The 25,973-nt window shown below is 64.9% G+C and carries 25 protein-coding genes; 6 read left to right on the top strand and 19 right to left on the bottom strand.

What is annotated here, in order from left to right; all coding sequences use genetic code 11:
• Window positions 1-34 precede the first annotated feature (34 nt).
• From AC3WL2_RS01645 to rpoE, 3 genes are read right to left on the bottom strand one after another with little or no spacing between them, the layout of a single operon-like run.
• Window positions 35-1,000, bottom strand: a complete 966-nt coding sequence (locus tag AC3WL2_RS01645; RefSeq protein WP_102681610.1) for a MucB/RseB C-terminal domain-containing protein — start codon at window positions 998-1,000, stop codon at window positions 35-37.
• 12 nt (window positions 1,001-1,012) lie between these two features.
• Window positions 1,013-1,603 (bottom strand): sigma-E factor negative regulatory protein, encoded by a 591-nt coding sequence (locus tag AC3WL2_RS01640; RefSeq protein WP_102681609.1) that lies wholly within the window; start codon window positions 1,601-1,603, stop codon window positions 1,013-1,015.
• 31 nt (window positions 1,604-1,634) lie between these two features.
• Complete coding sequence (rpoE, locus tag AC3WL2_RS01635; RefSeq protein WP_010220971.1) at window positions 1,635-2,216, bottom strand: RNA polymerase sigma factor RpoE/AlgU; 582 nt, start codon at window positions 2,214-2,216, stop codon at window positions 1,635-1,637.
• Window positions 2,217-2,652: 436 nt separating this feature from the next.
• On the opposite strand from rpoE, the gene nadB reads away from it, so the two are divergent.
• Window positions 2,653-4,266: an L-aspartate oxidase gene (gene nadB, locus AC3WL2_RS01630; RefSeq protein WP_046856844.1), complete on the top strand. Its 1,614-nt coding sequence runs from the start codon at window positions 2,653-2,655 to the stop codon at window positions 4,264-4,266.
• A gap of 93 nt (window positions 4,267-4,359) precedes the next feature.
• Here the strand turns inward: nadB and AC3WL2_RS01625 are convergent, their stop codons facing one another.
• Window positions 4,360-5,322, bottom strand: a complete 963-nt coding sequence (locus tag AC3WL2_RS01625; protein ID WP_102681608.1) for an NAD(P)H-quinone oxidoreductase — start codon at window positions 5,320-5,322, stop codon at window positions 4,360-4,362.
• Window positions 5,323-5,466: 144 nt separating this feature from the next.
• On the opposite strand from AC3WL2_RS01625, the gene AC3WL2_RS01620 reads away from it, so the two are divergent.
• Both AC3WL2_RS01620 and AC3WL2_RS01615 read left to right on the top strand, forming a co-directional pair.
• Window positions 5,467-7,548, top strand: coding sequence for a carboxy terminal-processing peptidase (locus tag AC3WL2_RS01620; RefSeq protein WP_172670906.1), 2,082 nt, complete (start codon window positions 5,467-5,469; stop codon window positions 7,546-7,548).
• 108 nt (window positions 7,549-7,656) lie between these two features.
• Window positions 7,657-9,414 (top strand): bifunctional diguanylate cyclase/phosphodiesterase, encoded by a 1,758-nt coding sequence (locus tag AC3WL2_RS01615; protein WP_102681607.1) that lies wholly within the window; start codon window positions 7,657-7,659, stop codon window positions 9,412-9,414.
• Window positions 9,415-9,468: 54 nt separating this feature from the next.
• On the opposite strand, the gene AC3WL2_RS01610 is transcribed toward AC3WL2_RS01615, so the two are convergent.
• The 12 genes from AC3WL2_RS01610 to AC3WL2_RS01555 form a co-directional block, all read right to left on the bottom strand.
• Window positions 9,469-9,837 (bottom strand): hypothetical protein, encoded by a 369-nt coding sequence (locus AC3WL2_RS01610; protein WP_023629774.1) that lies wholly within the window; start codon window positions 9,835-9,837, stop codon window positions 9,469-9,471.
• A complete protein-coding gene (locus AC3WL2_RS01605; protein WP_102681606.1) occupies window positions 9,834-10,178 on the bottom strand; it encodes a helix-turn-helix domain-containing protein in 345 nt (114 codons plus the stop codon). Before AC3WL2_RS01605 ends, AC3WL2_RS01610 begins: the two co-directional genes overlap by 4 nt.
• Window positions 10,179-10,268: 90 nt before the next feature.
• On the bottom strand, window positions 10,269-10,709 hold the full coding sequence (locus AC3WL2_RS01600; protein WP_102681605.1) for a YkvA family protein: 441 nt from the start codon (window positions 10,707-10,709) through the stop codon (window positions 10,269-10,271).
• A gap of 281 nt (window positions 10,710-10,990) precedes the next feature.
• On the bottom strand, window positions 10,991-11,713 hold the full coding sequence (bamJ, locus tag AC3WL2_RS01595) for a BamJ family beta-barrel-assembly machinery protein (RefSeq protein WP_038705560.1): 723 nt from the start codon (window positions 11,711-11,713) through the stop codon (window positions 10,991-10,993).
• Window positions 11,714-11,997: 284 nt separating this feature from the next.
• The gene (locus tag AC3WL2_RS01590; RefSeq protein ID WP_102681604.1) at window positions 11,998-13,002 is read right to left on the bottom strand and encodes a response regulator; all 1,005 of its coding nucleotides are present in this window, start codon (window positions 13,000-13,002) and stop codon (window positions 11,998-12,000) included.
• Between the two features lie 51 nt (window positions 13,003-13,053).
• Entirely contained in the window at window positions 13,054-14,067 is a 1,014-nt protein-coding gene (locus AC3WL2_RS01585; RefSeq protein ID WP_038705558.1) for a chemotaxis response regulator protein-glutamate methylesterase, read from the bottom strand.
• A complete protein-coding gene (locus AC3WL2_RS01580) occupies window positions 14,064-16,364 on the bottom strand; it encodes a hybrid sensor histidine kinase/response regulator (RefSeq protein ID WP_102681603.1) in 2,301 nt (766 codons plus the stop codon). The genes AC3WL2_RS01585 and AC3WL2_RS01580 overlap by 4 nt, the downstream gene beginning before the upstream one ends.
• Entirely contained in the window at window positions 16,361-17,026 is a 666-nt protein-coding gene (locus tag AC3WL2_RS01575; protein ID WP_256582488.1) for a chemotaxis protein CheW, read from the bottom strand. The genes AC3WL2_RS01580 and AC3WL2_RS01575 overlap by 4 nt, the downstream gene beginning before the upstream one ends.
• Window positions 17,023-18,267, bottom strand: coding sequence for a CheR family methyltransferase (locus tag AC3WL2_RS01570; protein ID WP_102681602.1), 1,245 nt, complete (start codon window positions 18,265-18,267; stop codon window positions 17,023-17,025). The genes AC3WL2_RS01575 and AC3WL2_RS01570 overlap by 4 nt, the downstream gene beginning before the upstream one ends.
• On the bottom strand, window positions 18,264-18,785 hold the full coding sequence (locus AC3WL2_RS01565; RefSeq protein ID WP_102681601.1) for a chemotaxis protein CheW: 522 nt from the start codon (window positions 18,783-18,785) through the stop codon (window positions 18,264-18,266). Before AC3WL2_RS01565 ends, AC3WL2_RS01570 begins: the two co-directional genes overlap by 4 nt.
• 5 nt (window positions 18,786-18,790) lie before the next feature.
• Window positions 18,791-20,413, bottom strand: a complete 1,623-nt coding sequence (locus AC3WL2_RS01560) for a methyl-accepting chemotaxis protein (RefSeq protein ID WP_038705554.1) — start codon at window positions 20,411-20,413, stop codon at window positions 18,791-18,793.
• Window positions 20,414-20,541: 128 nt separating this feature from the next.
• Window positions 20,542-21,225, bottom strand: a complete 684-nt coding sequence (locus AC3WL2_RS01555) for a tellurite resistance TerB family protein (protein ID WP_102681600.1) — start codon at window positions 21,223-21,225, stop codon at window positions 20,542-20,544.
• Window positions 21,226-21,408: 183 nt separating this feature from the next.
• Between AC3WL2_RS01555 and AC3WL2_RS01550 the strand changes: the two genes are divergently transcribed.
• The 3 genes from AC3WL2_RS01550 to AC3WL2_RS01540 all read left to right on the top strand — a co-directional run bounded on the left by AC3WL2_RS01550 (window position 21,409) and on the right by AC3WL2_RS01540 (window position 23,556).
• Window positions 21,409-22,833: a gamma-aminobutyraldehyde dehydrogenase gene (locus tag AC3WL2_RS01550; protein WP_102681599.1), complete on the top strand. Its 1,425-nt coding sequence runs from the start codon at window positions 21,409-21,411 to the stop codon at window positions 22,831-22,833.
• Between the two features lie 139 nt (window positions 22,834-22,972).
• Window positions 22,973-23,227 carry a type II toxin-antitoxin system HicA family toxin gene (locus tag AC3WL2_RS01545; protein WP_102681724.1) on the top strand — a complete coding sequence of 85 codons (255 nt, stop codon included), beginning with the start codon at window positions 22,973-22,975 and terminating at the stop codon, window positions 23,225-23,227.
• Window positions 23,224-23,556 (top strand): type II toxin-antitoxin system HicB family antitoxin, encoded by a 333-nt coding sequence (locus tag AC3WL2_RS01540; RefSeq protein WP_102681598.1) that lies wholly within the window; start codon window positions 23,224-23,226, stop codon window positions 23,554-23,556. Before AC3WL2_RS01545 ends, AC3WL2_RS01540 begins: the two co-directional genes overlap by 4 nt.
• Window position 23,557: 1 nt before the next feature.
• Here the strand turns inward: AC3WL2_RS01540 and AC3WL2_RS01535 are convergent, their stop codons facing one another.
• The 3 genes from AC3WL2_RS01535 to AC3WL2_RS01525 all read right to left on the bottom strand — a co-directional run bounded on the left by AC3WL2_RS01535 (window position 23,558) and on the right by AC3WL2_RS01525 (window position 25,763).
• Window positions 23,558-24,664: an NADH:flavin oxidoreductase/NADH oxidase gene (locus AC3WL2_RS01535; RefSeq protein WP_102681597.1), complete on the bottom strand. Its 1,107-nt coding sequence runs from the start codon at window positions 24,662-24,664 to the stop codon at window positions 23,558-23,560.
• Between the two features lie 86 nt (window positions 24,665-24,750).
• On the bottom strand, window positions 24,751-25,563 hold the full coding sequence (gene map / locus AC3WL2_RS01530) for a type I methionyl aminopeptidase (protein WP_102681596.1): 813 nt from the start codon (window positions 25,561-25,563) through the stop codon (window positions 24,751-24,753).
• A complete protein-coding gene (locus AC3WL2_RS01525) occupies window positions 25,560-25,763 on the bottom strand; it encodes a ParD-like family protein (protein WP_046856862.1) in 204 nt (67 codons plus the stop codon). Before AC3WL2_RS01525 ends, map begins: the two co-directional genes overlap by 4 nt.
• Between the last annotated feature and the right edge of the window lie 210 nt (window positions 25,764-25,973).

Genomic DNA, 25,973 nt, shown 5'->3' with positions numbered 1-25,973 from the left:
TCTGTGTAACAAGAGCTGTCAGGGCACTGCTCAGTCATTGACGCGCCTGGGCATCCTGGGCCCGCATCGACAAGGCGACACGCTCGGCAGTGCCCAGCGGAATCTCGCCGACCACCGTGACCATCACCTTGCCCTTGGGCGTGGTCAGGCGCCGCGACACTGCGACAGTAGGGCCGAGCTGGGCACGGGTATCGATACCGGGCTCGTTGCCGATCGGCTCGAGGAACACCGAAAAACGGGCCAGGCCATCGTCATACATCAGGCTGCTGACGGTACTCTTGCGCTCGGGGTCGCGCCGCACCGAGCTGTTGACCAGCTCGAAACCCGGCGGCAACCAGTCGGAACGCCACCCGGCAGCGCTTTCGGAGGTGCCGGAGGCGACCTGTTCGACCGGCCTGCAGGCAGCACCGGCGCTGAGGTCGGCGTCGGTCGGCACGTCGTCGGTGTCCAGGCGGGTCATCTGGAAGCGCTCGAGCAACTGGCCCTTGTCGTTGAGCATCAACGAGCGTAGAGGCAGGCCGGTACGTCGATCCAGGTGCAATTCGAAGGCATAGCGATGCTGGTCACGCGGGGTGAGCGAGACAATCACCGCGTCGCGCCCGGCGACGCGTGACTTGCCTGCCACGCTCAGATCATACCAGCTCATCAGTTTCAGGGGATCGAGCACCCGCGCGGCAGTGTCCGGCGCGGCGCTCACGCTACTGACCAAGTTGCCACTGACGCACTGCACCTTGCCGTCGACCCGCACGATTTCCTGGGCCGAGCCGTCGAGCTGCAGCAGCCGCTCACTGACCTTGCCGTCCTGGACGCGATGCCAGATATCGTGGGATGAGAAACTGCCGTTACGTTCGTAGACGAAGGAACCCTGGTAACTCTGCTGCTGCTCGGCCCTTGCCAGCTTGTTGAGCCACTCGCTCGCCTCGGGCGAAGAGTTGGCGGCCAGGGCCTGTACCGTCAGGCTGCTGCCAAGCAGCAGCGACAGGAGAGGTAGCGCGCGCATGATCCTCCTTACTTAGCGGTTTTCCAGGCTGGCGGCGCGGGCGTAAGGCAGCGCGGTTTCGTTGCCCTTCAGCGCGGACTCCTGGGCGTGCTGGCGCAGGTAGCCTGGCAGGCGTTGATCCCAGCCGGCCTGGTTCTGCAGCACACCGTTGGCCATCGGCCCGGTCGGTTGCTCGTTGCCTTCACTATAGCCTGCCAATACGGCCGGGCCTTGCACCTGCGGCATGCTCAGGCCCTGCTGGGCTGGCTGCTGGGCGGCCAGCTGGGCGCCAGTGATCTCGTCCTGGTTGTAGAAACGCACGCCCGCCAGTACGGCAACGGTCACCGAAGCGGCCACGGCGAGACGGCCAATGCTGCGCCACGGGCCCTGCTTGACCTTGGCCGGCACGGCCTCGTCGGCCAGCGCCGCGGAAACCGCCGAGGCGATGTCCAGCTTGGGCAACAGCAGCTCCTTGTGCATGGCTGCACGGGCAACCTGGTAACGCGACCAGGTGGCACGGGTTTCGGCATCGTCGACGGCGTTCAGCACGCGACGCAGTTCCAGTTCGTCCGCTTCGTTATCCATCACCGCGGACAGCGATTCCTGCAAAGCTTCACGACTCATGGCGGTTCCTCTCTTGGCTATCGCCGCTGTCTCAGGTTTCCTGCAACAAAGGTTGCAGGGCTTTGTCTATGGCCTCCCGAGCGCGGAAGATTCGAGAGCGCACGGTACCCACCGGACATTGCATGACACTGGCAATGTCTTCGTAACTCAGTCCGTCGAACTCGCGCAGGGTCAGTGCCGTGCGCAAGTCCTCGGGCAGTTGCTGAATGGTTCGATGGACAGTGCCTTCGATTTCATCCCGCAACAACGCGCGCTCTGGGGACTCGAGATCCTTGAGACCATGATCGCCGTCGTAAAACTCCGCATCCTCGGAGCTCACATCGCTGTCTGGTGGCCGTCTTCCACGGGATACCAGGTAGTTCTTCGCCGTATTGATGGCGATGCGGTACAGCCAGGTGTAGAACGCACTGTCACCGCGAAAATTCCCAAGCGCACGGTATGCCTTGATGAAGGCTTCCTGCGCCACGTCCTGCGCTTCATGGGTGTCGTGTACGAAACGCACGATCAACCCGAGAATCTTGTGCTGATACTTCAGCACCAACAGATCGAACGCTCGCCTGTCGCCACGCTGCACGCGCTCGACAAGCTGCTGATCCTCTTCCTGGGTTAGCATGAACACTCCTCAGTGATCTCGAAGGAGCGTTGCAACAGCCATCGTTCAGGCTTGCAACCATAGACTCGGGCTTTTCGCAAAAGTTCTCCCCTCCAAGCAAGTTTCCTGCGGCCCTTGGTCGGCTCGCACGGAAGACGCAACGCGGTCACGGCCGGCTGCGCCGATAATCAGTTTTCGTTACGCAGGTGCCAGCCCAGAATAGAGCCGGCGCCTTGCGTCGCCGCAGCAACCTGTGGCGTACGGGCAGCCTGTATAGGATTTCCAGGGGTATCGGAAAGTTCCCACAAAGATCGCCACCCACCCGCAAGTGCCATTGGAAATCAGGCGCCCGGGGCTGCTATAAAGGCACCCCGACCCGGTTTCACGATAGTTTCACAATGCCATCGGCGCCCGACTATTGTGCCGTGCCCCCTCCAAAGATTACTAGTGTCCCGACATGAGCCAACAATTCCAACATGATGTCCTGGTGATCGGTAGCGGTGCCGCCGGTCTCAGCCTGGCACTGAACCTTCCCGGCCACCTGCGCATTGCCGTGCTGAGCAAGGGCGACCTGGCCAACGGTTCTACCTTCTGGGCCCAGGGCGGTGTCGCCGCGGTGCTCGATGACACAGATACCGTGCAGTCGCATGTCGAGGACACGCTCAACGCCGGTGGCGGCCTGTGCCATGAAGATGCCGTGCGCTTCACCGTCGAGCACAGCCGCGAGGCCATCCAGTGGCTGATCGAGCAAGGCGTGCCGTTTACCCGCGACGAACACTACAGCGTCGACGACGGTGGATTCGAGTTCCACCTGACCCGCGAAGGGGGCCATAGCCACCGGCGCATCATCCATGCCGCCGACGCCACCGGTGCCGCTATCTTCACCACGTTGCTGGAGCAGGCGCGCAAGCGGCCGAACATCCAGTTGCTGGAACAGCGCGTGGCCGTCGACCTGATCACCGAGCGGCGCCTGGGCCTGGACGGAGATCGCTGCCTTGGCGCCTACGTCCTGGACCGCAACACCGGCGAGGTGGACACCTTCGGTGCCCGTTTCACCGTGCTGGCCACCGGCGGCGCGGCCAAGGTCTACCTCTATACCAGTAATCCCGACGGTGCTTGCGGCGACGGCATCGCCATGGCTTGGCGCGCCGGCTGCCGGGTGGCCAACCTGGAGTTCAACCAGTTCCACCCAACCTGCCTGTACCATCCGCAGGCCAAGAGCTTCCTGATCACCGAGGCCCTGCGCGGCGAGGGCGCCCTGCTGCGCCTGCCCAACGGCGAGCGTTTCATGCCGCGCTTCGACCCACGTGAAGAGCTGGCGCCACGGGATATCGTCGCCCGCGCCATCGACCACGAGATGAAGCGCCTGGGGGTGGACTGCGTCTATCTGGATATCAGCCACAAGCCGGCCGACTTCATCAAGAGCCATTTCCCGACGGTCTACGAACGCTGCCTGACCTTCGGTATCGACATCACCCGCCAGCCTATCCCGGTGGTGCCTGCGGCCCATTACACCTGTGGCGGGGTAATGATCGACGAGCACGGCCACAGCGACGTGCCTGGCCTGTACGCCATCGGCGAAACCAGTTTCACCGGCCTGCATGGCGCCAACAGGATGGCCAGCAACTCGCTGCTCGAATGCTTCGTCTATGGCCGCGCCGCCGCCGCCGACATCGAGGCGCGCCTGGACCAGGTCGCCATGCCCCGCGCCCTGCCCTGCTGGGACGCAAGCCAGGTCACCGATTCGGACGAGGACGTGATCATCGCGCACAACTGGGACGAACTGCGGCGCTTCATGTGGGACTATGTGGGCATCGTGCGCACCAGCAAGCGCCTGCAACGGGCCGAGCACAGGGTGCGCATGCTGCTGGACGAAATCGACGAGTTCTACAGCAACTACAAGGTCAGCCGTGACCTGATCGAGCTGCGCAACCTGGCGCAGGTGGCCGAGTTGATGATCCGTTCGGCCATGCAGCGCAAGGAAAGCCGGGGCCTGCATTACACCTTGGATTATCCAGGGATGCTGCCTGAGGCCAGGGACACGATCCTGGTGCCACCGAACCACGAGTAAGGCCTGGACAGGCGCAGGAGCGCGCTTGCACCGCGAAGGGATGACAACCTCTGTATCGTCATCGCGGCGCAAGCCCGCTCCCACGAACCGCCATCAAACGAGGGTTGGATCGATCACCAGCACCAGCTTCCCGGAAACCTGGTTGCTTGCCAGTTCCGCATAGGCCGCTTCGGCGAATTCGACCGGATAGGTATCGACCAACTGTGGCGACAGTCGCCCCTCGGCGAACAACGGCCACACCTGCTGGCGCAATTCGCGCAACAATTCGGCCTTGAACCCGTCATCACGGTTGCGCAGCGTGGAGCCGGTGATTTCCAGGCGCTTGCCCAACACCAGCGCCAGGTCCAGCTCGACCTTGCGTCCGCCCATCAGGCCAATGATCACCCAACGCCCGTCACGGGCCAGCAGCTGCAGGTTGAGCGGCGCATAACTGGCGCCCACCGGGTCCAGAATCACATCGAATGGACCAAGCTGCTTGAGATCATCGAGGTTGCCATTGCGCACCACGCCACCTGCGGCCCCCAGCGACTCACAGTAGGCCAGCCGCTCCGGCGAGCCGACGCTGACCCACACCGGGTTGCCGAAGGCCTTGCACAGCTGGATCGCCGCCGAGCCCACACCACTGGCCCCGGCATGCACCAATACCTTCTCGCCAGCCTTCAATGCCCCCAGCTGGAAGATGTTCAGCCAGGCCGTGGCATACACCTCGGGAATCGCAGCGGCTTCCTGCAGGCTCAACCCTTCGGGCACCGGCAGCACATGACGGGCGTCGACCACCACCTCCTCGGCCATGCCACCACCGGCGAGCAATGCACAGACCCGGTCGCCCACACGCCAATCGGCACCCGCTCCGACTTCCTCGACGACGCCGGCGCATTCCAGCCCCATATAAGGGCTGGCACCAGGAGGCGGCGGGTACAGCCCCGCCCGCTGCAGCAGGTCGGCGCGGTTCAGGCCCGCGGCGGCCACGCGGATACGTACCTGCCCGGCATCGCAGGCCGGGCGCTCGGCCTCGACCCACGCCACATGTCCGTCAACGCCTTGCAATGCCTTCACAGTGCCTCCATAGTTGAATCATATGACCGAGCCTGGGCACGCCAAGTCCCAGGCTTTTTGCAGTATGCGTCCGGCTCCGATGGAACCGGCGAACGGATAAGACGGCCTACTATGCGTGATCAATTGCCTCCACGTCGAATCAGCATGAAGCATTTCCTCCCCAGCACCGCCCTCGCCCTCATGATCGGCCTGGGCAGCCTCACGCTCGGTGGCAATGCGGCCGCCGCCAACAAGTGGGACAGCCTGCAGCCGGACCGCGACGAAGTGGTCGCCAGCCTCAACATCGTCGAGCTGCTCAAGCGCCACCACTACAGCAAGCCGCCGCTGGACGACGCCCGTTCGGTCATCATCTATGACAGCTACATCAAGCTGCTCGACCCTTCGCGCAGCTACTTCACCGCAGCCGACATCGCCGAATTCGACAAATGGAAGACCCAGTTCGACGACTTCCTGAAAAGTGGCAACCTCGAGCCGGGCTTCACCATCTACAAGCGCTACCTGGACCGCGTGAAGTCGCGCCTGGACTTCGCCCTGGCGGAGCTGGCCAAGGGTGCCGACAAGATCGACTTCACGGTGAAGGAAGACCTGCTGGTCGACCGCAAGGACGCCCCGTGGATGAAGAACCAGGCCGAGCTCGACGACCTGTGGCGCAAGCGCGTCAAGGACGAAGTGCTGCGCCAGAAGATTGCCGGCAAGGATCCCAAGCAGATCCAGGAAACCCTGACCAAGCGCTACAAGAACCAGCTGGCGCGCCTGGACCAGACCCGCGCGGAAGACATCTTCCAGGCCTACATCAACACCTTCGCCCAGTCCTACGACCCGCATACCAATTACTTGTCGCCGGACAACGCCGAGAACTTCGACATCAACATGAGCCTGTCGCTCGAAGGCATCGGCGCGGTGCTGCAGAGCGACAACGACCAGGTCAAGATCGTACGCCTGGTACCGGCCGGCCCGGCCGCCAAGACCAAACAGGTGGCGCCGGCCGACAAGATCATCGGCGTCGCCCAGGGCAACAAGGAAATGGTCGACGTGGTCGGCTGGCGCCTTGACGAAGTGGTCAAGCTGATCCGCGGCCCGAAAGGCTCGGTGGTGCGCCTGGAGGTCATCCCGGCCAGCAACGCGCCGAACGACCAGACCAGCAAGATCGTCTCGATCACCCGCGAAGCGGTCAAGCTCGAGGAGCAGGCGGCGAAGAAGTCGGTGCTCAAGCTCAAGCAGGATGGCCGTGACTACAAGCTCGGCATCATCGAGATCCCGGCTTTCTACCTGGACTTCAAGGCATACCGCGCTGGCGATCCGGATTACAAGAGCACCACCCGCGACGTGAAGAAGCTGCTCACCGAGCTGCAGAAAGAGAAAGTCGACGGCGTGGTCATCGACCTGCGCAACAACGGTGGCGGCTCGCTGCAGGAAGCCACCGAGCTGACCAGCCTGTTCATCGAGAAGGGCCCGACCGTGCTGGTGCGCAACAGCGACGGGCGCGTCGACGTGCTCGAGGACGAGAACCCCGGCGCCTTCTACAAAGGCCCGCTGGCACTGCTGGTCAACCGCCTGTCGGCGTCCGCCTCGGAAATTTTCGCCGGCGCCATGCAGGACTACCACCGTGCGCTGATCATCGGTGGCCAGACCTTCGGCAAAGGCACCGTGCAGACCATCCAGCCGCTCAACCATGGCGAACTCAAGCTGACGCTGGCCAAATTCTACCGGGTCTCCGGGCAGAGTACCCAGCACCAGGGCGTGCTGCCGGACATCGCCTACCCGTCGATCATCGACACCAAGGAAATCGGTGAAAGCGCCCTGCCTGAAGCCATGCCGTGGGACACCATCCGTCCAGTGGTCAAGCCTGCCTCCGATCCGTTCAAGCCGTTCCTCGCCCAGCTCAAAGCGCAGCATGAGGCGCGCAGTGACAAGGATGCCGAGTTCGTTTACATCCGCGACCGCCTGGCACTGACCCAGAAGCTGATGAACGAGAAGACCGTCAGCCTTAACGAGCAGCAGCGTCGCGCCCGCCACGACGAGATCGAAGCCAAGCAGCTGGCGCTGGAGAACATCCGGCGCAAGGCCAAGGGCGAAGAGCCGCTCAAGGAACTGAAGAAAGAGGACGAGGACGCCCTGCCCGCCGAGCCGGACGACACCAAGCCCGAGGACGATGCCTACCTGTCCGAGACCGGTCGCATCCTGCTCGACTACCTGAGCCTCAGCACTTCGGTGGCCAAGCACTGAAGTGATGGCAAAATAATGTGATCTGTCATCAAACAGTCATCGGACTGTCGTGAAATGGAAGGGCCGAACGTGCAAGCGTTTGGCCCTTTTCAATTCAGGAAGCAGTCCATGACCGTCACCGAACAGCTCAGCGCATTGAGTGCCATCCTGGCTCAACGCAGCATCCACTGTCTGTTCCAACCCATCGTCTGCCTCTCCGAACGGCGCATCCTCGGCTATGAGGCCCTGAGCCGCGGCCCCTCCAACAGCCCTTTGCACTCACCCCTGAACCTGTTCGCCATCGCCCGCCAGGCCGGTCGCCTGGGTGAACTGGAAGTGCTGTGCAGGGAAACCGCCTGCCGACGCTTCAGCGAGCTGAACCTGGCGGGCCAGCTGTTTCTCAACGTCTCGCCCGAGTCCCTGGTAGAACCCAACTACCCTTCCGGGCGCACCCTGCAAATGCTCGAACAGGTCGGCCTGGCCCCCAGCCGGGTGGTCATCGAACTGACCGAGCAGACGCCCACCGAAGACTTCCAGCTGCTGTACAACGCCCTGCACCATTACCGCGACATGGGTTTTTCCATCGCCCTGGATGACCTGGGTGCTGGTTACTCGAGCCTGCGCCTGTGGTCGGAACTGCGCCCGGACTATGTGAAGATCGACCGCCATTTCATCGATGGTATCCACCTGGATCCACTCAAGCGTGAGTTCGTCGGTTCGATCCTGCAGATCGCACGCGCTTCGCGCGCCCAGGTGATCGCCGAAGGCATCGAACTGGCCGAGGAACTGGCCATACTGGGCGACATGGGCGTGGACCTGGTCCAGGGCTACCTGCTGGGGCGCCCCCAGGAGTTTCCCCCAGGCGACAGCCTCGGCCTGCTACCCCCGGCGCCGGATACCGCCGTGGCGCTGGATGAGGACAGCAGCGATCTCAGCGCCCTGCTCATCCTGCAACCCTCGGTCACGCGCGAGACACCCATTCAGCAAGTGCTCGAGGCGTTCCACCGCCAGGCCAACCTCAATTCGCTCGCGGTACTGGACGAACGTGGCAAACCATGCGGTATCGTCCACCGCCATTCACTTGCCGATGCCCTGCTGAAGCCCTTTGGCACCGACCTGTACGCCCGCAAACCGATCAGCCGGTTGATGAGCCAGGACTTTCTCGCCGTTGAGCGCAGCCAGTCGCTGCAGCAGGTCAGCCGGCTGCTTACCAGCCGAGCCCGCCAGCGTATCGAGGAAGACTTCATCATCACCCAGAGTGGGCGTTATCTGGGGTTGGGGCGGGTGATCGACGTACTCAAGCTGATCACCGAACAGAAGATCCAGCAGGCCAGGCACGCCAACCCACTCACCCTGCTGCCCGGCAACGTGCCGATCCAGCAATGCCTGGCGCGCCTGCTGCTGCAACGGCGCGAGGCCGCCGTATGCTACGTGGACATCGACAACTTCAAACCCTTCAACGATATCTATGGCTATGCCCGTGGCGACGAAGTGCTGCTGTGCCTGGCGCAGTGCCTGAGCGACTGCGTCGACCCCAGCAGGGATTTCGTCGGCCATATCGGTGGGGATGATTTCATGCTGGTATTGGGCTCGGCAGACTGGCGAGCGCGGCTTGAACTGCTACTGGAAGCATTTGCCCGGCAATGTCGGCGCTTCTACCGCGGTGAACACCTGGAGGCCGGATGCTTTATTGCCCATAACCGTCAGGGTCAACGGGAAACCTTCGAACTGCTGTCGCTGTCGATCGGCGTGGTCTGGCTCAAGTCTGGAAGCTGCGCCGGGCTGGATGCCGGCCAGTTGGCCGAGCTCGCCTCACAGGCGAAAAGAAAGGCCAAGGAAACCGGCGGGGCGAGCCTGAGCCTGATCGACACAACGGTACTGGAGTAAACCCTGGCAGGCTCCGGCAACCGCTACCGCGCCAGGTAGCCCTCTCCCCCGGTTTCAGGCCTCTTCCGGGTAGCGATACTCGAACACCCGCACCACTTCCGAGGCATGCCAGGACGCCGCCTCCATGCCGTCCACCGGCCCGGAAAACCGTCCCAGGCGCTCGACACACTCGAAAAACCCGGTGCGTGGCAGGCGGCTGGCGCCTTGGCTGATCACCAGCGAACTGCGCAGCGGCTGCTCGGCCCGGGCGTCGAGCACCGCCAGGTACTCAAGGGCCGCGGTCAAGGTCTGCATGGCCGGGCTGGGCAATTGCAAACGCTCAAGCAGTGCCCGGTAGGTCAGCAGATGGCGTTGCCGGCGGGCCAGGTCGAGCTCGCTCAGCAGGCCCTGCCATTGCTGACGGCTGATCCTGACCTGGCTCATGACGGCTCGCTCCAGCCGGCCACGCCCAAGTGCCACGCCAGGCTGCGTAGAATGGCCGCGTCGGGGCGGCGCTCCCCGGACTCGATCATGGCCAGGTATGCCGGGCTGATGCCGACACTGCGTGCCAACTGCTCCGGCGCCAGCCCCTTGGCCTGACGCAAGGACGCCAGCTCAGCCAGTGAGGACAGGCTGGCGCTTGGTTGAGTGTTGGCAACATTGCTTTCGGTGACGGGTGCGCTGGCTGGTGCCTGGCCTGCGGCCGCGAGCAACGCCTGATACTGCTCCCAGGGAACCACTGCGTACTCGGGCTGACCGTCCCGGCTGATGACCTGAATACCCATACAACCCCCTTGACGTTGGATTACGGCATGTAATCCGTAGGCATAACCCTTATGCCAATTATATTACCAACCTCGGGGGTCTGTGCGGAATCAGCTACCGGGCCGTTCCAGGCGCAGCGCTTCGGGGGTTTCCGGCAACCGTTCGACCACGCGCAGCCGCTCCGGCGCCTGGCTGTCGCGCCAGGCCTTGAAGCGGCCCAGCTCGTCAGCCACGGTCTTGAGCACCCAGCCCAGCACGGCGATGTCATCGAGCAGGCCGACACCCAGCAGCCAGTCGGGGATGGCATCCAGTGGGCTGACGAAGTAGAGCAGCCCGGCGACGATGGTCACCAGTGCCTTGGGGCTGACAGCGCGGTACTCGCCACGCCACCAGGCCAGGCAAAGCGCCTGCATCAGGCGCAGGTCCTCGCGCAGCTGGCCCAGCCTCGGCCCTTTGCGCGCCACTGCGAACAGCAATGCCGGCAGCCGGCCGCGGCTGAGCAAGCGTTCGGCAAGGGGCAGGAAGCGGGTGAAATTCCAAGGTGCGCTCATGGGGCCTCCACAGGAGCCGGAGGTTATCCACATTTATTGTGGATAACCTTGTGAACAGGGCGGCATTGACGCCGCGTGGTGCCCACCGGGCAAGGGCCGGGTACGAATCGGGCGTTTTTTACACAACCGTTTCAAGCGCGCAAACGTTTTGCGACAAAGGCACCTGTATTCAGGCCGGGCACTGCTTGCGACAGTGAATGACGCCAACGGTTCGCGTCAAGCGCTGCTGAAAACGACGACGCCCCGTCGAAACGGGGCGTCTTCATGCAACACGACGGCTGTTACTTGGCCGGTGCTTCGCCGGCCTTGGCCGGGTCTTTGATGGCCAGCAGTTCCAGGTCGAACACCAGGACCGAGTTGGCCGGGATCAGCGGGCTCGGGCTCTGGGCGCCGTAGGCCAGTTCGGCCGGGATGTACAGCTTGTACTTCTCGCCGACATGCATCAGTTGCAGGCCTTCGACCCAACCCGGGATCACGCCGCTGACCGGCAGGTCGATCGGGCTGCCGCGCTCGACGGAGCTGTCGAATACCTTGCCGTCGGTCAGCTTGCCCTCGTAGTGGACGGTGACGACGTCGGTCGGCTTGGGTTGCGGGCCATCGGCCTTCTTCACCACTTCATACTGCAGGCCCGAGGCGGTGGTGATCACGCCAGGTTTCTTGCCGTTTTCCTCGAGGAACTTCTTGCCGGCGGCGGCTGCTTCCTCGCTGGCCTTGGTCAGGCGCTCTTCGGCGCGCTTCTGCAAGGCGGTGAAGGCTTCGACCAGTTCTTCGTCCTTGATGCGCTGTTCCTTCTTGCCAACAGCGTCCTCGATGCCTTGGGCGACGGCTTTTGAGTCGAGGTCGTCCATGCCTTCCTGGGCCAGGCTCTTGCCCATGTTCAGGCCGATACCGTAGGAGGCCTTCTGTGCTGGGGTCTTCAGCTCGACGCTGCTGGTCTGGGCGTCGCAACCGGCGAGGACCAGGCCTACCAGGGCAACCGCGGCCGCCAAACGATGCTGTTTCATGTAATTTCCTTGTTCATGCGCCATGAGGGCAATCAGGGTAAAGCCGCGAGCTTAGCAGGCGGCCGCGACCAATGGCTACCGGCATAAGAGCGGGTTGGGGGCAGGAAGTTCCTGGGTGAAAGCTTGTTCATGGTCGCACAGGCAGCCTTTGGCCAGTATTCACGCTGTTTCACGAGTCGTAGCACGCTTTTGCAGGTGAGGCTCCAGTCTTGCGATTGCTGTCGCGGCCTCTCGCCGGCAAGCCGGCTCCCACAGAAAACACCGTTGCCCTTTCAGGAACTGACTCAGGCGATCCCGACCTGATTGCGCCCACTGTTCTTGGCCAGGTACAGCCCCTTGTCCGCCGCCGAGATCAGCTGCCGGCAATGGCTGCCGACACTCGGGGTCAGGGTCGCCAGGCCGATGCTCACGGTCAGGTGCGACGCCGCCTCGGGCACGGTATGGGCGATCTTCAGGCCCATGATGGTCTGGCGCAGTTTTTCGGCCACCAGGCGCGCGCCACCGGGCGAGGTGTTGGGCAGCACCAGGGCGAATTCCTCGCCGCCATAACGCGCCGGCAGGTCGGTAGGACGCGAGCAGCAGCCACGAATGGCCTCGGCCACCTTGCGCAAGGCCTCGTCGCCGGCCAGGTGGCCGAAACTGTCGTTGAACGCCTTGAAATAGTCGACGTCGATCATCAGCAGCGACAACTGCTGCTGCTCGCGAATCGCCCGGCGCCATTCCAGCTCCAGGTACTCGTCGAAGTGACGGCGGTTGGACAACCCGGTCAGGCCGTCCGAGTTCATCAGCCGCTGCAGCATCAGGTTGGTGTCGAGCAACTGCTGCTGGCTCACGCGCAGTGCGCGGTAGGCCTCGTCGCGCTGCAACAGGGTGAGGTAGGAGCGCGAGTGGTAGCGGATACGCGCCACCAGCTCGATGGTGTCCGGCAACTTGACCAGGTAGTCGTTGGCCCCGGCGGCGAAGGCCGCGCTTTTGACCAGCGGGTCCTCCTTGGTCGACAGGACGATGATCGGAATGTCCTGGGTGGTCGGATTGTTGCGGTACTCGCGCACCAGGGTCAGGCCATCGAGGCCCGGCATGATCAGGTCCTGGAGGATCACCGTGGGCTTGATGCGCATGGCCTGGGCCACCGCCTGGTGCGGGTCGGCGCAGAAGTGGAAGTCGATGTTCTCTTCGTGGGCGAGGCCACGGCGCACCGCTTCGCCGATCATGGCCTGATCGTCGACCAGCAGGACCATCGCCGCACTTTCGTTGATGGTCGTGAAACCTTCGATCGGTAGATCATTCATGCGTAATCACCCGTCCACTGCCGGCCACGCGGCGCGACTCAATACATATCGTCATTTCGGAAAGATTTCCATCAGTCGTCCGGCGATTCGCTCCAGCGGACGTATTTCCACCGCCGCGTCGATCGCCGCGGCGGCCTTGGGCATGCCGTACACCGCGCTGCTCTGCTGGTCCTGGGCGATGGTCAGGAAACCCTGCTGGCGCATCAGTTTCAGGCCTTGGGCGCCGTCGCGCCCCATGCCGGTGAGCAGCACGCCCACCGCATCGCCGGACCAGCAGCGCGCCACGCTCTCGAAGAACACATCGATCGAGGGCCGGTAGATTTCGTTGACAGGCTCGGCAGTGTAGGCCAGCTCGCCATTCTTAAGGAGGCGGATATGGTGGTTGGTGCCGGCCAGCAGCACCTGCCCCGGCTGCGGCGGCTCACCCTCGCGGGCCAGGCGCACCGGCAGGCCGGAGGCGCTGCTGAGCCACTCGGCCATGCCCGCGGCGAATACCTGGTCGACATGCTGGACCAGCACGATGGCCGCCGGAAAACTGCGCGGCAGCCCCTTGAGCAGTACTTCCAGGGCGGCCGGCCCACCCGCGGACGAGCCGATGGCCACCAGTGCGCGGCGCTGCGAGGCCTCGCGCAGCGGCACGCTAACCGCCCGAGGCGCGCTGGGCCGCTGCTGGCCGATCAGCCAGCCGATATTGAGGATCTTGCGCAGCAGTGGCGCGGCTGCCTCGCGTGCATCGCCCGCGCCCAATGCCGGGGTGTCGACCACATCCAGGGCGCCATGGCCCATGGCCTCGAACACCCGGTGCACATTCTGCTTGCGATCCACGGTGACGATGACGATGGCGCAGGGGGTTTCGGCCATGATGCGCCGGGTCGCTTCCACGCCGTCCATGACCGGCATGATCAGGTCCATGAGGATCAGGTCCGGCGTCTGCTCGGCGCACAGGCGCACCGCCTCGGCGCCGTTGCCGGCGACCCAGATCACCTGGTGCGCGGGCTCGAATGCCAACGCCCGGCGCAGGGCCTCGACGGCCATGGGCATGTCGTTGACAATGGCGATTCTCATCCCTGGGCACCTCCGATCAGCTCCACGACCGCATCCAGCAACGCATCGTCATGGAAGCTGGCCTTGGCCAAATAATAGTCGGCACCGGCATCCAGTCCACGACGCCGGTCTTCTTCGCGATCCTTGTAGGACACCACCATCACCGGCAGCGATTGCAGGCGGTTGTCGCGCCGCACCAGGGTGACCAGCTCGATCCCGTCCATGCGCGGCATGTCGATGTCGGTGATCAACAGGTCGAAATCATCGCTGCGCAGCGCGTTCCAGCCGTCCATGCCATCCACGGCCACCGCCACTTCGTAGCCGCGGTGGCCCAGCAGCTTGCGTTGCAGCTCGCGCACGGTGAGCGAGTCGTCGACCACCAGGATGCGCTTGCGCACCGCACCCTTGGCGCCCCGCCCACCGCGCTCGATACGCTCCAGGCGGCCGGTGCTGAGCAGCTTGTCCACCGAGCGCAGCAAGTCCTCGACATCGACGATGAGCACCACCGAACCGTCGTCGAGCAAGGCCCCGGCGGAGATATCCTGGACTTTGCCCAGGCGGGGATCCAACGGCATCACCACCAGCACCCGCTCGCCGATCAGCCGCTCGACGGCCACCCCATAGAGCTGCTCGCGCTCGCGGATCACCACCACCCGCAGGCTCTGTTCGTCGCCCTGGGCCGCCGGCCGGTTGAGAAGCTGGCTGGCGGCCACCAGGCCGATGTGTCGCCCTTCGTGCCAGAAGTGCTGCCGCCCTTCGATCTGCACGATGGCCTCGGCCGCCACGTCGACGGTGCGCTCGATATGCGCCAGCGGAAAGGCGTAGGCCTCGCCGCCCACCTCGACGACCAGGCTGCGAACCACCGACAAGGTCAACGGCACTTCCACATGGAAGCAACATCCCTGGCCGGCCACCTGAGTCAACTCGATGGAGCCGCGCAGCTCACGGACCATGTGCTGCACCGCATCCAGGCCGACACCGCGCCCGGACACTTCGGTGACCGTGTCGCGCAGGCTGAACCCCGGCAGGAACAGGAATGTCAGCAGCTCGGCCTCGCTCATCTGCGCCACCGTCTCGGCCGGTGACAATGCGCGCTCGACGATACTCTCGCGCAAGCGCTGCAGATCGATGCCGGCACCGTCGTCAGACAGTTCGAGGATCAGCAGCCCGGCCTGGTGCGAGGCGCGCAGGCGCACGGTGCCCTCGCTCGGTTTGCCGGCCAGCAAGCGCTGCTCGGGCAGTTCGATGCCATGATCGACCGCGTTGCGCAGCAGGTGCGTCAGCGGTGCCTCGAGCTTTTCCAGCACGTCACGGTCGACCTGGGTCTTCTCGCCCTCGATCAACAGGCGCACCGGCTTGTCCAGCGAGCGCCCGAGGTCGCGGACCATCCGGCTCTGGCCGGTGAGCACATCGGCGAACGGACGCATGCGACAGGCCAGCGCCGTGTCGTACAGCAGTTGCGCGCGCTGGCTGGCCTGCCAACCGAATTCGTCGAGATCGGCCGCCTGCTGCAAGAGGATCTGCTGGGTTTCAGCCAGCAACTGCTGGGTCTGGGCCAGCGCTTCCAGCACCTCCGGCCCCTGCCCGCTCTCTTCCAGCTGGGCCTTCAGGCCATCGAGGCCGCGCATGCCCTGGCCATGCATGCGCTTCAGGCGCTGCAAGGTGGCCAGGTAGGGTTTCAGCCGCTGGGTCTCGACCAGCGACTTGCTCGACAGGTCCAGCAGGCTGTTCAGACGGTCGGCGGTCACCCGCAATACCCGCTCTCCCCCCTCGCCACCGCGCTTGCCGGCCTTGCGGGCAGGCACGGGCTCAGCTTCCGGTTCAGGCTCCGTGGGGGCCTGGAGCGTTGGCTCGGGTTCTGGCCGCGCTGGCATGGCAGCGGGCGGCGCGCTTGGAACGCCAGCCTGCGCGATCACCGACACGGGCGCCGAAGGGTCGAGCAGTGTTGTCATCTGTGCCAGGAACACCGCCACGGCGGCTTCGCCGCCCTGATCTCCAGGGGTCGCGATACGCATCAACAGGTCGGTACCTTGCAACAAGGCGTCGATATGCTCCGGGCGCAGCAGCAGGCGGCCCTCCTGAGCGGCCACCAGACAGTCTTCCATGACGTGGGCGACGCTGACCCCGGCATCGATGCCGACAATCCGCGCCGCCCCCTTGAGCGAGTGCGCCGCACGCATGCAGGCCTCGAGTTGATCGGGTTGCGCAGGGTTGCGCTCCAGCGCCATCAAGCCGACGCTGAGCACCTGGGTCTGGGCCTCGGCCTCCAGGCTGAACAGCTCGAGCAGCGACGCATCGCGCATTTGCTCCGGGGTCATGACAGGCTCCGCTTCACGGCTGACATCAGGTGTTGTTCATCCAGCACTCGCACGCTGCGCCCTCGCCACTGCAACACGGCAGCGGTGAAATGCGCCGCATCGCGGCCGTTGTCCTGGCCCGCAAGGTCAAGACGATGGATGCCGTCGATCTCGTCCACCGGCACCACCACCGGCCCGCCCTCGGCCGCCAGGATCAGCATGCGCGGCATGCTCCGCCCGGTGCGCTCCGCGCCCGCTTGCGTCGGCACGCCCAGCAGGTCGGCGAGCGACAGGCAAGGCACCAGCGCACCGCGCACATTGGCGACGCCCTGCAGCACACGCGAGCGCTGGTGCGGCAACGAGTGCACCGGCTGCGCCGGGGCGATCTCGGCCAGGCAGGCGGTGGCCAGGGCCAGCCACTCCTCGCCCAGGCGGAACAGCAGCATCGAGCGGCCGACCGCGCATTCCTCCACGATGGCCGTTTCGACCTGCTCGTCCTGGACCAGCGCATAGCGGTCCAGCAGGCGCGTGGCCGCGTCGGCATACACCTCGCAATTGCGGCAGTGCACATGCCGCTCCAGCAACGGGCACTGCTTGTCGCCATGCACGCCGATGCGGTTCCAGCAATCATCGATGGGCTGGTTGTCATTGGCGATCAGTTGCATATGGTATCCGCCGCTCATCGTTCAGACTCCCTGCCAGCTCGGGCGGCACGCTCCTGCAGGCGCCGGGCACCGGCATCGTCCCCCTGCGCGGCCAGCAGCATGGCCAGGTGCATCAGTGCCTCAGGGTGCTGCGGCTCGAGGTAGAGCGCCTTGCGATAATGGGTGATGGCCTGCGCGGCATCGCCTTCGGTGTCACTGAGCAACCCCAGCCAGTAATAGACCTGCGCCTTGGGGGCGAACTGGCGCAGATAGCGTTCGCAGTCCGCCCTGGCCTGCTGGTTTTCACCGGCATTGGCCTGCCGGGCAATGAGGGCCAGCAACTGCGCTTCGCCCTGCGCCGGGACCGGCGCCGCTGGCACGGCGCTCGACCTGGCGGCTCGGGGCGGCAGTGCCACGAGACGCGGCGGCGGCGGCGCGACCGGCTGGCGCGCAACCGGCAACGGCTTGGCAACAGGCGGTGGGGCATCATCCTGGCGCACATAGGCGAATGACTGGGCAATCCCCAGCGGGCGCATGCCCAGGCGCGCCAGCAGGCTGCCCTCGGCGGGGCCGATGAACAGCACGCCCTGGGCGTGGATCAGGCGCTTGAGTACCTCGAACACCCGCTGCTGGGTCGGAACATCGAAGTAGATCAGCAAGTTGCGGCAGAACACAAAATCGTACAACCCTTCACGCGCCTTGAGCGCCGGGTCGAGCACGTTGCCCGCCTGCAGGCTGACTTGCTGGCGCACCCGCTCATCCAGGCGATGGGTATCGCCGCTTGGGCTGAAGTGCCGCTCGCGAAAGGCCAGCTCGCTGCCGCGGAAGGAGTTGCGCCCGTAAAGCGCCTGCTCGCCCTTGGCCACCGAACTGGGGCTGATATCAATGCCATCGACGCGGAAAGCGCCCGGGCTCAGGCCACCGTCGAGCAAGGCCATGGCGATCGAGTAGGGCTCCTCGCCCGTCGAGCACGGCAGGCTGAGGATACGCAAGGGCCGTGCGCCGGCAAGTTCTGCCGCACGCTTGTGCGCCAGCCCCGCCAGCGCGGTGAAGGATTCGGGGTAACGGAAGAACCAGGTCTCCGGAACGATGACCGCCTCGATCAAGGCCTGCTGCTCATCGCTGGACTGCTGCAAACGCAGCCAATAGTCGTCGAGATCCGCAGCCTGCACGAGCGTGCAGCGCTGGCGCAGTGCGCGCTCGACCATCGCTGCGCCGACCGACTCCACGTCCAGCCCGATACGTTCCTGCAGGAAACGGAAGAAACGTTGCTCGCTCATGCTGGCTCCTGCCCGGGCTCGACGGGGTACAGCAGCTCACGCACCGCGTCCGACAACAGGTCGTTCACCTGGATGCGCTGCAACAAACCGCGGGCGTCCTGGCGCACCGGCCCGAGATAGCGCGCGTCGGCATTGTCCAGGCCGTATGGCTGGAATTCCTCGGGGGCACAGCGCAGCGTATCGGTGGCCTGCTCCAGGACAAGCCCCAGTTGCAGGTCAGGACGGCGCGGGTCAGCGCGATAGTGCACCAGGACCATCCGCGTACTGCTGCGCGACTGTGCCGGCATGCCGAAGCTCAGCGCCGACAGGTCGATCACCGGTACCAACGCACCACGGTGGGCGAGCACGCCGGCCACCCAGCCCGGCGCCTGGGCGATGGGTTTGAGGGTACGGCACGGCAGCACTTCGATCACCTCACGCACGTCCAGGGCGAAGCGCTGGTCGGCGATGCGAAATTGCAGGTACAGCACGCCCTTGCCGGCTGATTCGCGATCCTCGCGAGGGGACGGTTCGTTCATCGTCGTCAGACTTTGAACCGCGAAACACCGCCACGCAGCCCGGCGGCTACCTGGCTCAGTTCGTCGATAGCGAAGCTGGCCTGGCGCAGCGATTCCACGGTCTGGGTACTGGCATCGCTGAGCTGGGCCAGTGCCTGGTTGATCTGCTCGGCGCCGGTGGCCTGGGCCTGCATGCCCTCGTTGACCATCAGCACCCGCGGCGCCAGCGCCTGTACCTGATGGATGATCTGGCTGAGCTGCTCGCCCACTTGCTGCACCTCGAACATGCCGCGGCGCACTTCCTCGGAGAACTTGTCCATGCCCATCACCCCGGCCGACACCGCCGACTGGATCTCGCGCACCATCTGCTCGATGTCATAGGTGGCCACGGCGGTCTGGTCGGCCAGCCGGCGTACTTCGGTGGCGACCACGGCGAAACCGCGACCGTACTCACCGGCCTTCTCTGCCTCGATGGCAGCGTTGAGCGACAGCAGGTTGGTCTGGTCGGCAACCTTGACGATGGTCACCACCATCTGCGTGATATTGCTGGCCTTCTCGTTGAGGATCGCCAGCTTGGCGTTGACCAGGTCGGCGGCGCCCATCACCTGGTGCATGGTCTCCTCCATGCGCGCCAGGCCCTGCTGGCCGGCACCGGCAAGGCTCGAGGCCTGGTCGGCCGACGAAGTGACTTCGGTCATGGTGCGCACCAGGTCCCGCGAGGTCGCGGCGATTTCCCGCGAGGTGGCGCCGATCTCGGTGGTGGTGGCGGCTGTCTCGGTGGCGGTGGCCTGCTGCTGCTTGGAGGTGGCGGCGATCTCGGTGACCGAGGTGGTCACCTGCACCGACGAGCGCTGGGCTTGCGACACCAGGTTGGCCAGGGATTCGGCCATTTCGTTGAAGCCACCCTCGATCGCGCCGAACTCATCCTTGCGGTCCAGGCTCAGGCGCATGCTCAGGTCGCCCGAACGCAGGCCGTCGAGGGCATGCACGATGCGTTGCATGGGGGCGGTGATCGCGCGCATCAGCAGCAGGCCGCAAACGCCGGCGGCGACGATTGCCAGCAGCAGCGAGACGATCATGCTGCCTTTGGCGGTGGCCACGGCGCTGACGATTTCATTGGTGGCGTTGTCGGCCGACTCCCGGTTGCGCTCGATCACTTCGTTCAGATGCAGGCGCCCTTCTCTCCAGGCGGGCGTCAGCACCTCGGCGATCAAGCGCTGGGCTTCGGCGTAGTTCTTCTGGCGATAGGTTTCCAGGACCTGATCGACGATCTTGACGTAAGCCTCTTCCTGGCGCGTGAAATCGTCGAACGCGGCCTGGTCGGCCGGGTCGCGGATAGTGCCCTGGTAGCTGGCCATATGCTGCTTCAGACGGTCGTCGAAACTCTTGAACAACTCGGCATCGGTCGTGGTGAACTCGCGGTGGTTCGACAGGCCGACCAGTTGCTGGCTGGTCACGTAGCTGTCGACCCAGGCGCTGCGGATCATCGAGCTGTAGTAGAGCCCGGGAATGCTGTCGGAGCCTACCGCCTCCTCGCTGGACTCGATCGCCACCAGCCGCGAGTAGGCGGCCACGATCATCAGCAGCATGATGGCGATGATCACGGCGAAACTTGCCAGGATCCGTTGGCGCAAGGTCCAGTTCTTCACATTCAGCCCTCAGGAATTCGATACGAGCGGGAAAAATCGCCGAAGTATAGCCCAGGCTTCCTACGTATTTGCGGCTGAATGCTGCTGTATTCAGGCCTCCGTGCCCATTGATATGGCCAATTGCAGGCTCATTGATCCGCGGCAAGCCTGACCTGGTTCTCCAGCTCCAGGCGCAAGGCAGGGTCCAGACGCAGCTGACGCGCCAGTTCGTCGAGGTAGGCGCGCTCCATGAAATTCTCCTGGTCGACCATCATCACGCTGGCCAGGTACATCTCGGCGGCCATTTCCGGCGTCTGCGCGGCGCGGGCCACTTCGGCCGGATCCAGCGGCTTGTTCAGTTCGGCGTGCAGCCAGTGCTGCAACTCGCGGTCGCTGTCCAGGCGAGTGAACTCGCCTTCGATCAGGGCCCGCTCACGGTCATCGATATGGCCATCGGACTTGGCTGCCGCCACCAGCGCCCGCAGCACTGCCTGGCTGTGTTGCTCGACCTGGGCCGGCGGCAGGCGATCCAGCGTCTGCGGCTGCTGATCGCTGGCGCCCTGGCGTGCCTGCCAGTTGCCATAGGCCTTGTAGGCCAGCACCCCGAGCGCGGCCAGGCCGCCGTAGGTCAGGGCCTTGCCGCCGTACTTGCGGGCCTTCTTGCTGCCCAGCAGCAAGCCCATGGCCCCCGCTGCCAACGCGCCACCGCCCGCACCGGACAACAGGCTGCCAAGGTTCCCCGAACCTTTGTCGCTGACGCCCTTGCCCTGCTGGTTCTGCAGCAGGGATTGACCGGTTTTCAAAAGCTGATCGAGCAGACCACGCGTGTTCATCTGACAGGCCTCGCAAACATTCACGGTTGAGAAGGCCCCAGAGTAGGCCGACAAGCTGAAGCCTCGCTTAACGCATTTGCATCCGAATGTTGCCCTCCTCGGTTTGTTGCCACGGCCAGTCGCTTCTAATCTGTAGCGTCACTGCGGCACAGTGCGCTCGAGTACCACAAGGAGAACCGCTCCATGCAAACCCGAATGCTGATCAACGGTCACCTGGTGAACGGCGAAGGCCCGGCCTGGACCGTGCTCGACCCGGCCAAGGGCAGTGCCCTGGCACAGATCAACGAGGCCACCGAGGCCCAGGTCGACATCGCCGTGCGCGCCGCCGACCAAGCCTTCGAGCACTGGTCGCAGAGCACGCCGAAGGAGCGCGCCAGCGCATTGCTGGCCATTGCCGAGGTCATCGAACGACACGCCGAGGAACTGGCCCGGCTGGAATCGGACAACTGCGGCAAGCCCTATGCCGCGGCGCTCGGCGACGAGATCCCGGCCATCGCCGATGTGTTCCGCTACTTCGCCGGTGCCGCACGCTGCCTGGGTGGCCTGGCGGCGGGCGAGTACCTGCCCGGGCACACGTCAATGATCCGCCGCGACCCGCTGGGCGTGGTCGCCTCCATCGCGCCTTGGAACTACCCGCTGATGATGCTGGCCTGGAAGATTGCCCCCGCGTTGGCCGCCGGCAACACCGTGGTCATCAAGCCATCGGAGCTCACCCCGCTGACCGCCCTGCGTCTTGGTGAGCTGGTCCGTGAGCTGCTGCCGGCCGGCGTGCTCAATATCCTTTTCGGCCGTGGCCAGACCGTCGGCAACCCATTGGTCACCCATGCCAAGGTGCGCATGGTGTCGCTGACCGGCTCCATCCCCACCGGCGCGCACATCATTGGCGCCACCGCCGACAGCGTGAAGCGCATGCACATGGAATTGGGCGGCAAGGCACCGGTGCTGGTGTTCGACGACGCTGACCTCGACGCTGCCATCGATGGCATCCGCACCTTCGGCTTCTACAACGCCGGGCAGGACTGCACCGCCGCCTGCCGGCTGTACGTGCAGGACGGCATCTACGAACGCTTCGTCGAACGCTTGGGCGCGGCGGTGGCGAGCATCAAGCCAGGCCCACAGCAGGCGGCCGACACCGAACTCGGCCCGTTGATCAGCGCCCAGCATCGCGACAAGGTCGCCGGCCTGGTGAACCGCGCCATCGCCCAGCCGCACATCCGCCTGGTCACCGGTGGCAAGGCACTGCCCGGTGATGGCTTCTTCTTCGCCCCGACCGTGCTGGCCGATGCGCTGCAGGACGATGAAATCGTCCGCCACGAGGTGTTCGGCCCGGTGGTGTCGGTCACCCGCTTCAGCGACGAAGCCCAGGCGCTGGAGTGGGCCAACGACTCGGAGTATGGCCTGGCCTCGTCGGTGTGGACCCGTGACAGCGGACGCGCCCACCGCCTCGCCGCACGGCTGCAATATGGCTGCACTTGGGTCAACACGCATTTCATGCTGGTCAGCGAGATGCCGCACGGCGGGCAGAAGCATTCCGGCTATGGCAAGGACATGTCGATGTACGGGCTGGAGGACTACACCTGTGTGCGCCATGTGATGTTCAAGCACTGATGCATGACTAGCCGGTGGGGGCAAAACACCCACCGGCTTTTTTCCTGCAAAGCAACGCGATTTTTCCTGCCTATCGCCTGAACTACACCCTACCGCCGATCTATTGAGTTCAATGGCGCTGGTATCACAGACTGATACCATGAATAATCGTCAACGTGCGTTACTCGAACTTGTCTTCAACAAGCCCGTTCCCCGAACGCTGGACTGGTCGCGCCTGGAGTCCCTGCTGGTCTCGCTCGGTGCCCGGGTTATCGAGGGTAGAGGCTCGCGTGTGCGCTTCGAACTCAACGGTGAGGTTGCGACCTTTCATCGTCCTCACCCCGACCGGCACGCCAAACCCTATCAGGTGCGCGATGCCCGCCAGTTCCTGGAGCAGGCAGGAGTTACACCATGAATGTGATGAATTACCGCGGCTACTCGGCGCGCATCGAATACAGCGACGAAGACCAGTTGCTGATCGGCCATGTCGCCGGGATCCGCGACGTGATCGGCTTCCATGGCGAGTCGATCAGTGAATTGCGCCAGGCGTTCGAGGAAGCTGTCGACGACTACCTCGAAACCTGTCGGCGCCTGGGGCGTGAACCGCAGAAAACTTACTCCGGCAAACTCAGCCTGCGCCTGGAGCCTGCTCTCCACGCCAGCGTGGCGGCCAAGGCCGAGCTGGCGCAGAAGAGCATCAACCAGTGGGTCAGCGACATCCTCAGCCAGGCCGCCTGCAGCTGAGTCAGTCGCGCAGGTCCGATTCGTGGATCGGGTTGGCCCGGCTTGTCGCGCGTTGGTATTGCGCCGGCCAGGTCGCCTTGTTGCCGCCCAGGTCGTCGTCGGCGTGCAATGGCCAGTAAGGGTCGCGCAACAGTTCGCGGGCCAGGAAGATCATATCGGCCTGGCCGGTGCGCAGGATATGCTCGGCCTGGGCCGGCTCGGTGATCATGCCGACGGTGCCGGTGGCGATCTCCGACTCCTTGCGCACCCGCTCGGCGAAACGGGTCTGGTAGCCGGGGCCAGTGGGGATTTCTGCATTGACCGAGGTCCCTCCCGACGACACGTCGATCAGGTCGACGCCCAAGGCGCGTAGCCGGCGGGCCAGTTCCACGGTCTCGTCCGGGTTCCAGCCATCCTCGACCCAGTCGGTGGCCGACACCCGCACCAACAGCGGCAGCTCCTGTGGCCAGGCCTGGCGCACCGCCTCGGCGACTTGCAGGGTCAGGCGGATACGGTTTTCAAAGCAGCTGCCGTACTCGTCGCGGCGCTGGTTGCTCAGCGGCGAGAGGAACTGGTGCAGCAGGTAGCCGTGGGCAGCGTGGATCTCGACGACCTTGAAGCCGGCCTTCAACGCCCGCTCGGTGGCGGCGACGAACGCGCTGACGACCTGCTGGATCTCGTCCTTGCTCAGTTCATGGGGGACGGTGTGCTCGGGGTCGAAGGCAATCCTGGAGGGTCCTACCGGCTGCCAGCCGCCGTCTTCAAGCTTGACGCTGCCGTGCTTGCCCAGCCACGGCCTGTGGGTGCTGGCCTTGCGTCCGGCGTGGGCCAGTTGGATGCCGGGGACGGCGCCCTGGGCGGTGATGAAGCGGGTGATGCGCTGCAGCGCGGGGATCTGCTCGTCGTTCCACAGGCCGAGGTCTTCTGCAGTGATGCGCCCATCGGCGGTGACCGCGACCGCTTCACTGATCACCAGGCCGGCGCCACCGACAGCGCGGCTGCCCAGGTGCACCAGGTGCCAGTCATTGGCCAGGCCGTCGACGGCGGAGTACTGGCACATGGGGGAAACGGCGATACGGTTGGGCAGGGTCAGCTGACGCAGGGTATAGGGTTCGAGCAGCAGGCTCATGGCGCACCTCCCAGGGACTCCAATGGTTGCCGGGCCGGCATTTGTAGTGGGGCGTGGGGCGTGGGCCGGTACCGGTAGGTTTCAGCCTAGACCATGGCTCCGAGGGGCGTTTGCCCATCGCCCTGCGCCGCTCGTTCCTCCTCGCGCAAGGTCAGCACCTCGACGCCACTCTGCGTCACCGCCACGGTGTGCTCCCATTGCGCCGACAGGCTCCGGTCACGGGTAATTACCGTCCAGCCATCGCGCAAACCGCGGGTCCCGCGCCCACCCTGGTTGATCATCGGCTCGATGGTGAACACCATCCCTGGTTGCAGCTTCATGCCCGTGCCACGCTGGCCGTAGTGCAGCACCTCCGGCGCCTCGTGCATCTGCGTGCCGATGCCGTGCCCGCAATACTCGCGCACCACGCTGTAGCCGGCGGCCTCGGCGTGGGCCTGGATGGCGTGGCCGATATCACCGAGGGTCGCGCCGGGGCGCACCTGCTCGATGCCCTTCCACAGCGCGGCATAGGTGGTGTCCACCAGCCGCCGGGCCTCTTCGCCGATCTGGCCGATGCTGTACATCTTCGACGAATCGGCGATATAGCCGCCCTGCTCCAGGGTGATGTCGACGTTGACGATCGAACCCTCCTTCAGCACCTCGTCGGCCTTGGGCATGCCATGGCAGACCACATGGTCCACCGAGGTGTTCAGGGCAAAGGGAAAACCATACTGGCCCTTGCTCGCCGGCCGCGCCTTGAGGGTCTGGACGATGAAGGCCTCGGCGCGGTCGTTGATCTGCATGGTAGTCACGCCGGGGCGGATGAAACCGTCGAGGTCGGCGAACACCCGGGCCAGCAACTGGCCGGCACGGCGCATCAATTCGAGCTGGGCGGCGTCCTTGAGGATGACCTTGCTCATTGCAGCAGCTCCTTGAGATTGGCCTGCTCCTGGCGCAGCAACTGGCGCAGCAGTTCCTGGTAGGTGGCCTGCGGGTGCAACTCGGCCAGCATGCCGATGCGGATCCAGTGCTCGGCCTGGGCGTTGATCGAGCGCGACAGCGCGGCGCTGGCCACGCGCAGGTCTTCGTGGAGGTCGTCGGCGATCTTGACGATGCCCATGTGCGATTACCTATATATGAAACGCATGCGAATCATATATCCATAAGCCAGCTGGCGCCATTCGCTGGTGCACCGTTCCCCATATCGGTGCGCGCGCCCCTCCCGGGCGAGCCCACTCACACCGCAGAGACGCGCCCCGCCGTGATATGGCCCGGGATTTGCTGCCGGCAAGGCATCGAGGCCATCAACGCCGATGGTCCTCCCTCCACG

The organism is Pseudomonas sp. FW305-96 (genome assembly GCF_058783825.1).
Note: the sequence above shows the minus strand (reverse complement) of the source record. Positions and strands in the feature narration are given on the sequence as shown.

Bases quoted from the DNA above. Each gene is read 5' to 3' on its own strand.
- AC3WL2_RS01645 (WP_102681610.1), bottom strand. From the start codon at position 1,000: ATGCGCGCGCTACCTCTCCTGTCGCTGCTGCTTGGCAGCAGCCTGACG.
- AC3WL2_RS01640 (WP_102681609.1), bottom strand. From the start codon at position 1,603: ATGAGTCGTGAAGCTTTGCAGGAATCGCTGTCCGCGGTGATGGATAAC.
- rpoE (WP_010220971.1), bottom strand. From the start codon at position 2,216: ATGCTAACCCAGGAAGAGGATCAGCAGCTTGTCGAGCGCGTGCAGCGT.
- nadB (WP_046856844.1), top strand. From the start codon at position 2,653: ATGAGCCAACAATTCCAACATGATGTCCTGGTGATCGGTAGCGGTGCC.
- AC3WL2_RS01620 (WP_172670906.1), top strand. From the start codon at position 5,467: ATGAAGCATTTCCTCCCCAGCACCGCCCTCGCCCTCATGATCGGCCTG.
- AC3WL2_RS01615 (WP_102681607.1), top strand. From the start codon at position 7,657: ATGACCGTCACCGAACAGCTCAGCGCATTGAGTGCCATCCTGGCTCAA.
- AC3WL2_RS01610 (WP_023629774.1), bottom strand. From the start codon at position 9,837: ATGAGCCAGGTCAGGATCAGCCGTCAGCAATGGCAGGGCCTGCTGAGC.
- AC3WL2_RS01605 (WP_102681606.1), bottom strand. From the start codon at position 10,178: ATGGGTATTCAGGTCATCAGCCGGGACGGTCAGCCCGAGTACGCAGTG.
- AC3WL2_RS01600 (WP_102681605.1), bottom strand. From the start codon at position 10,709: ATGAGCGCACCTTGGAATTTCACCCGCTTCCTGCCCCTTGCCGAACGC.
- bamJ (WP_038705560.1), bottom strand. From the start codon at position 11,713: ATGAAACAGCATCGTTTGGCGGCCGCGGTTGCCCTGGTAGGCCTGGTC.
- AC3WL2_RS01590 (WP_102681604.1), bottom strand. From the start codon at position 13,002: ATGAATGATCTACCGATCGAAGGTTTCACGACCATCAACGAAAGTGCG.
- AC3WL2_RS01585 (WP_038705558.1), bottom strand. From the start codon at position 14,067: ATGAGAATCGCCATTGTCAACGACATGCCCATGGCCGTCGAGGCCCTG.
- AC3WL2_RS01580 (WP_102681603.1), bottom strand. From the start codon at position 16,364: ATGACCCCGGAGCAAATGCGCGATGCGTCGCTGCTCGAGCTGTTCAGC.
- AC3WL2_RS01575 (WP_256582488.1), bottom strand. From the start codon at position 17,026: ATGAGCGGCGGATACCATATGCAACTGATCGCCAATGACAACCAGCCC.
- AC3WL2_RS01570 (WP_102681602.1), bottom strand. From the start codon at position 18,267: ATGAGCGAGCAACGTTTCTTCCGTTTCCTGCAGGAACGTATCGGGCTG.
- AC3WL2_RS01565 (WP_102681601.1), bottom strand. From the start codon at position 18,785: ATGAACGAACCGTCCCCTCGCGAGGATCGCGAATCAGCCGGCAAGGGC.
- AC3WL2_RS01555 (WP_102681600.1), bottom strand. From the start codon at position 21,225: ATGAACACGCGTGGTCTGCTCGATCAGCTTTTGAAAACCGGTCAATCC.
- AC3WL2_RS01550 (WP_102681599.1), top strand. From the start codon at position 21,409: ATGCAAACCCGAATGCTGATCAACGGTCACCTGGTGAACGGCGAAGGC.
- AC3WL2_RS01545 (WP_102681724.1), top strand. From the start codon at position 22,973: ATGAATAATCGTCAACGTGCGTTACTCGAACTTGTCTTCAACAAGCCC.
- AC3WL2_RS01540 (WP_102681598.1), top strand. From the start codon at position 23,224: ATGAATGTGATGAATTACCGCGGCTACTCGGCGCGCATCGAATACAGC.
- AC3WL2_RS01535 (WP_102681597.1), bottom strand. From the start codon at position 24,664: ATGAGCCTGCTGCTCGAACCCTATACCCTGCGTCAGCTGACCCTGCCC.
- map (WP_102681596.1), bottom strand. From the start codon at position 25,563: ATGAGCAAGGTCATCCTCAAGGACGCCGCCCAGCTCGAATTGATGCGC.
- AC3WL2_RS01525 (WP_046856862.1), bottom strand. From the start codon at position 25,763: ATGGGCATCGTCAAGATCGCCGACGACCTCCACGAAGACCTGCGCGTG.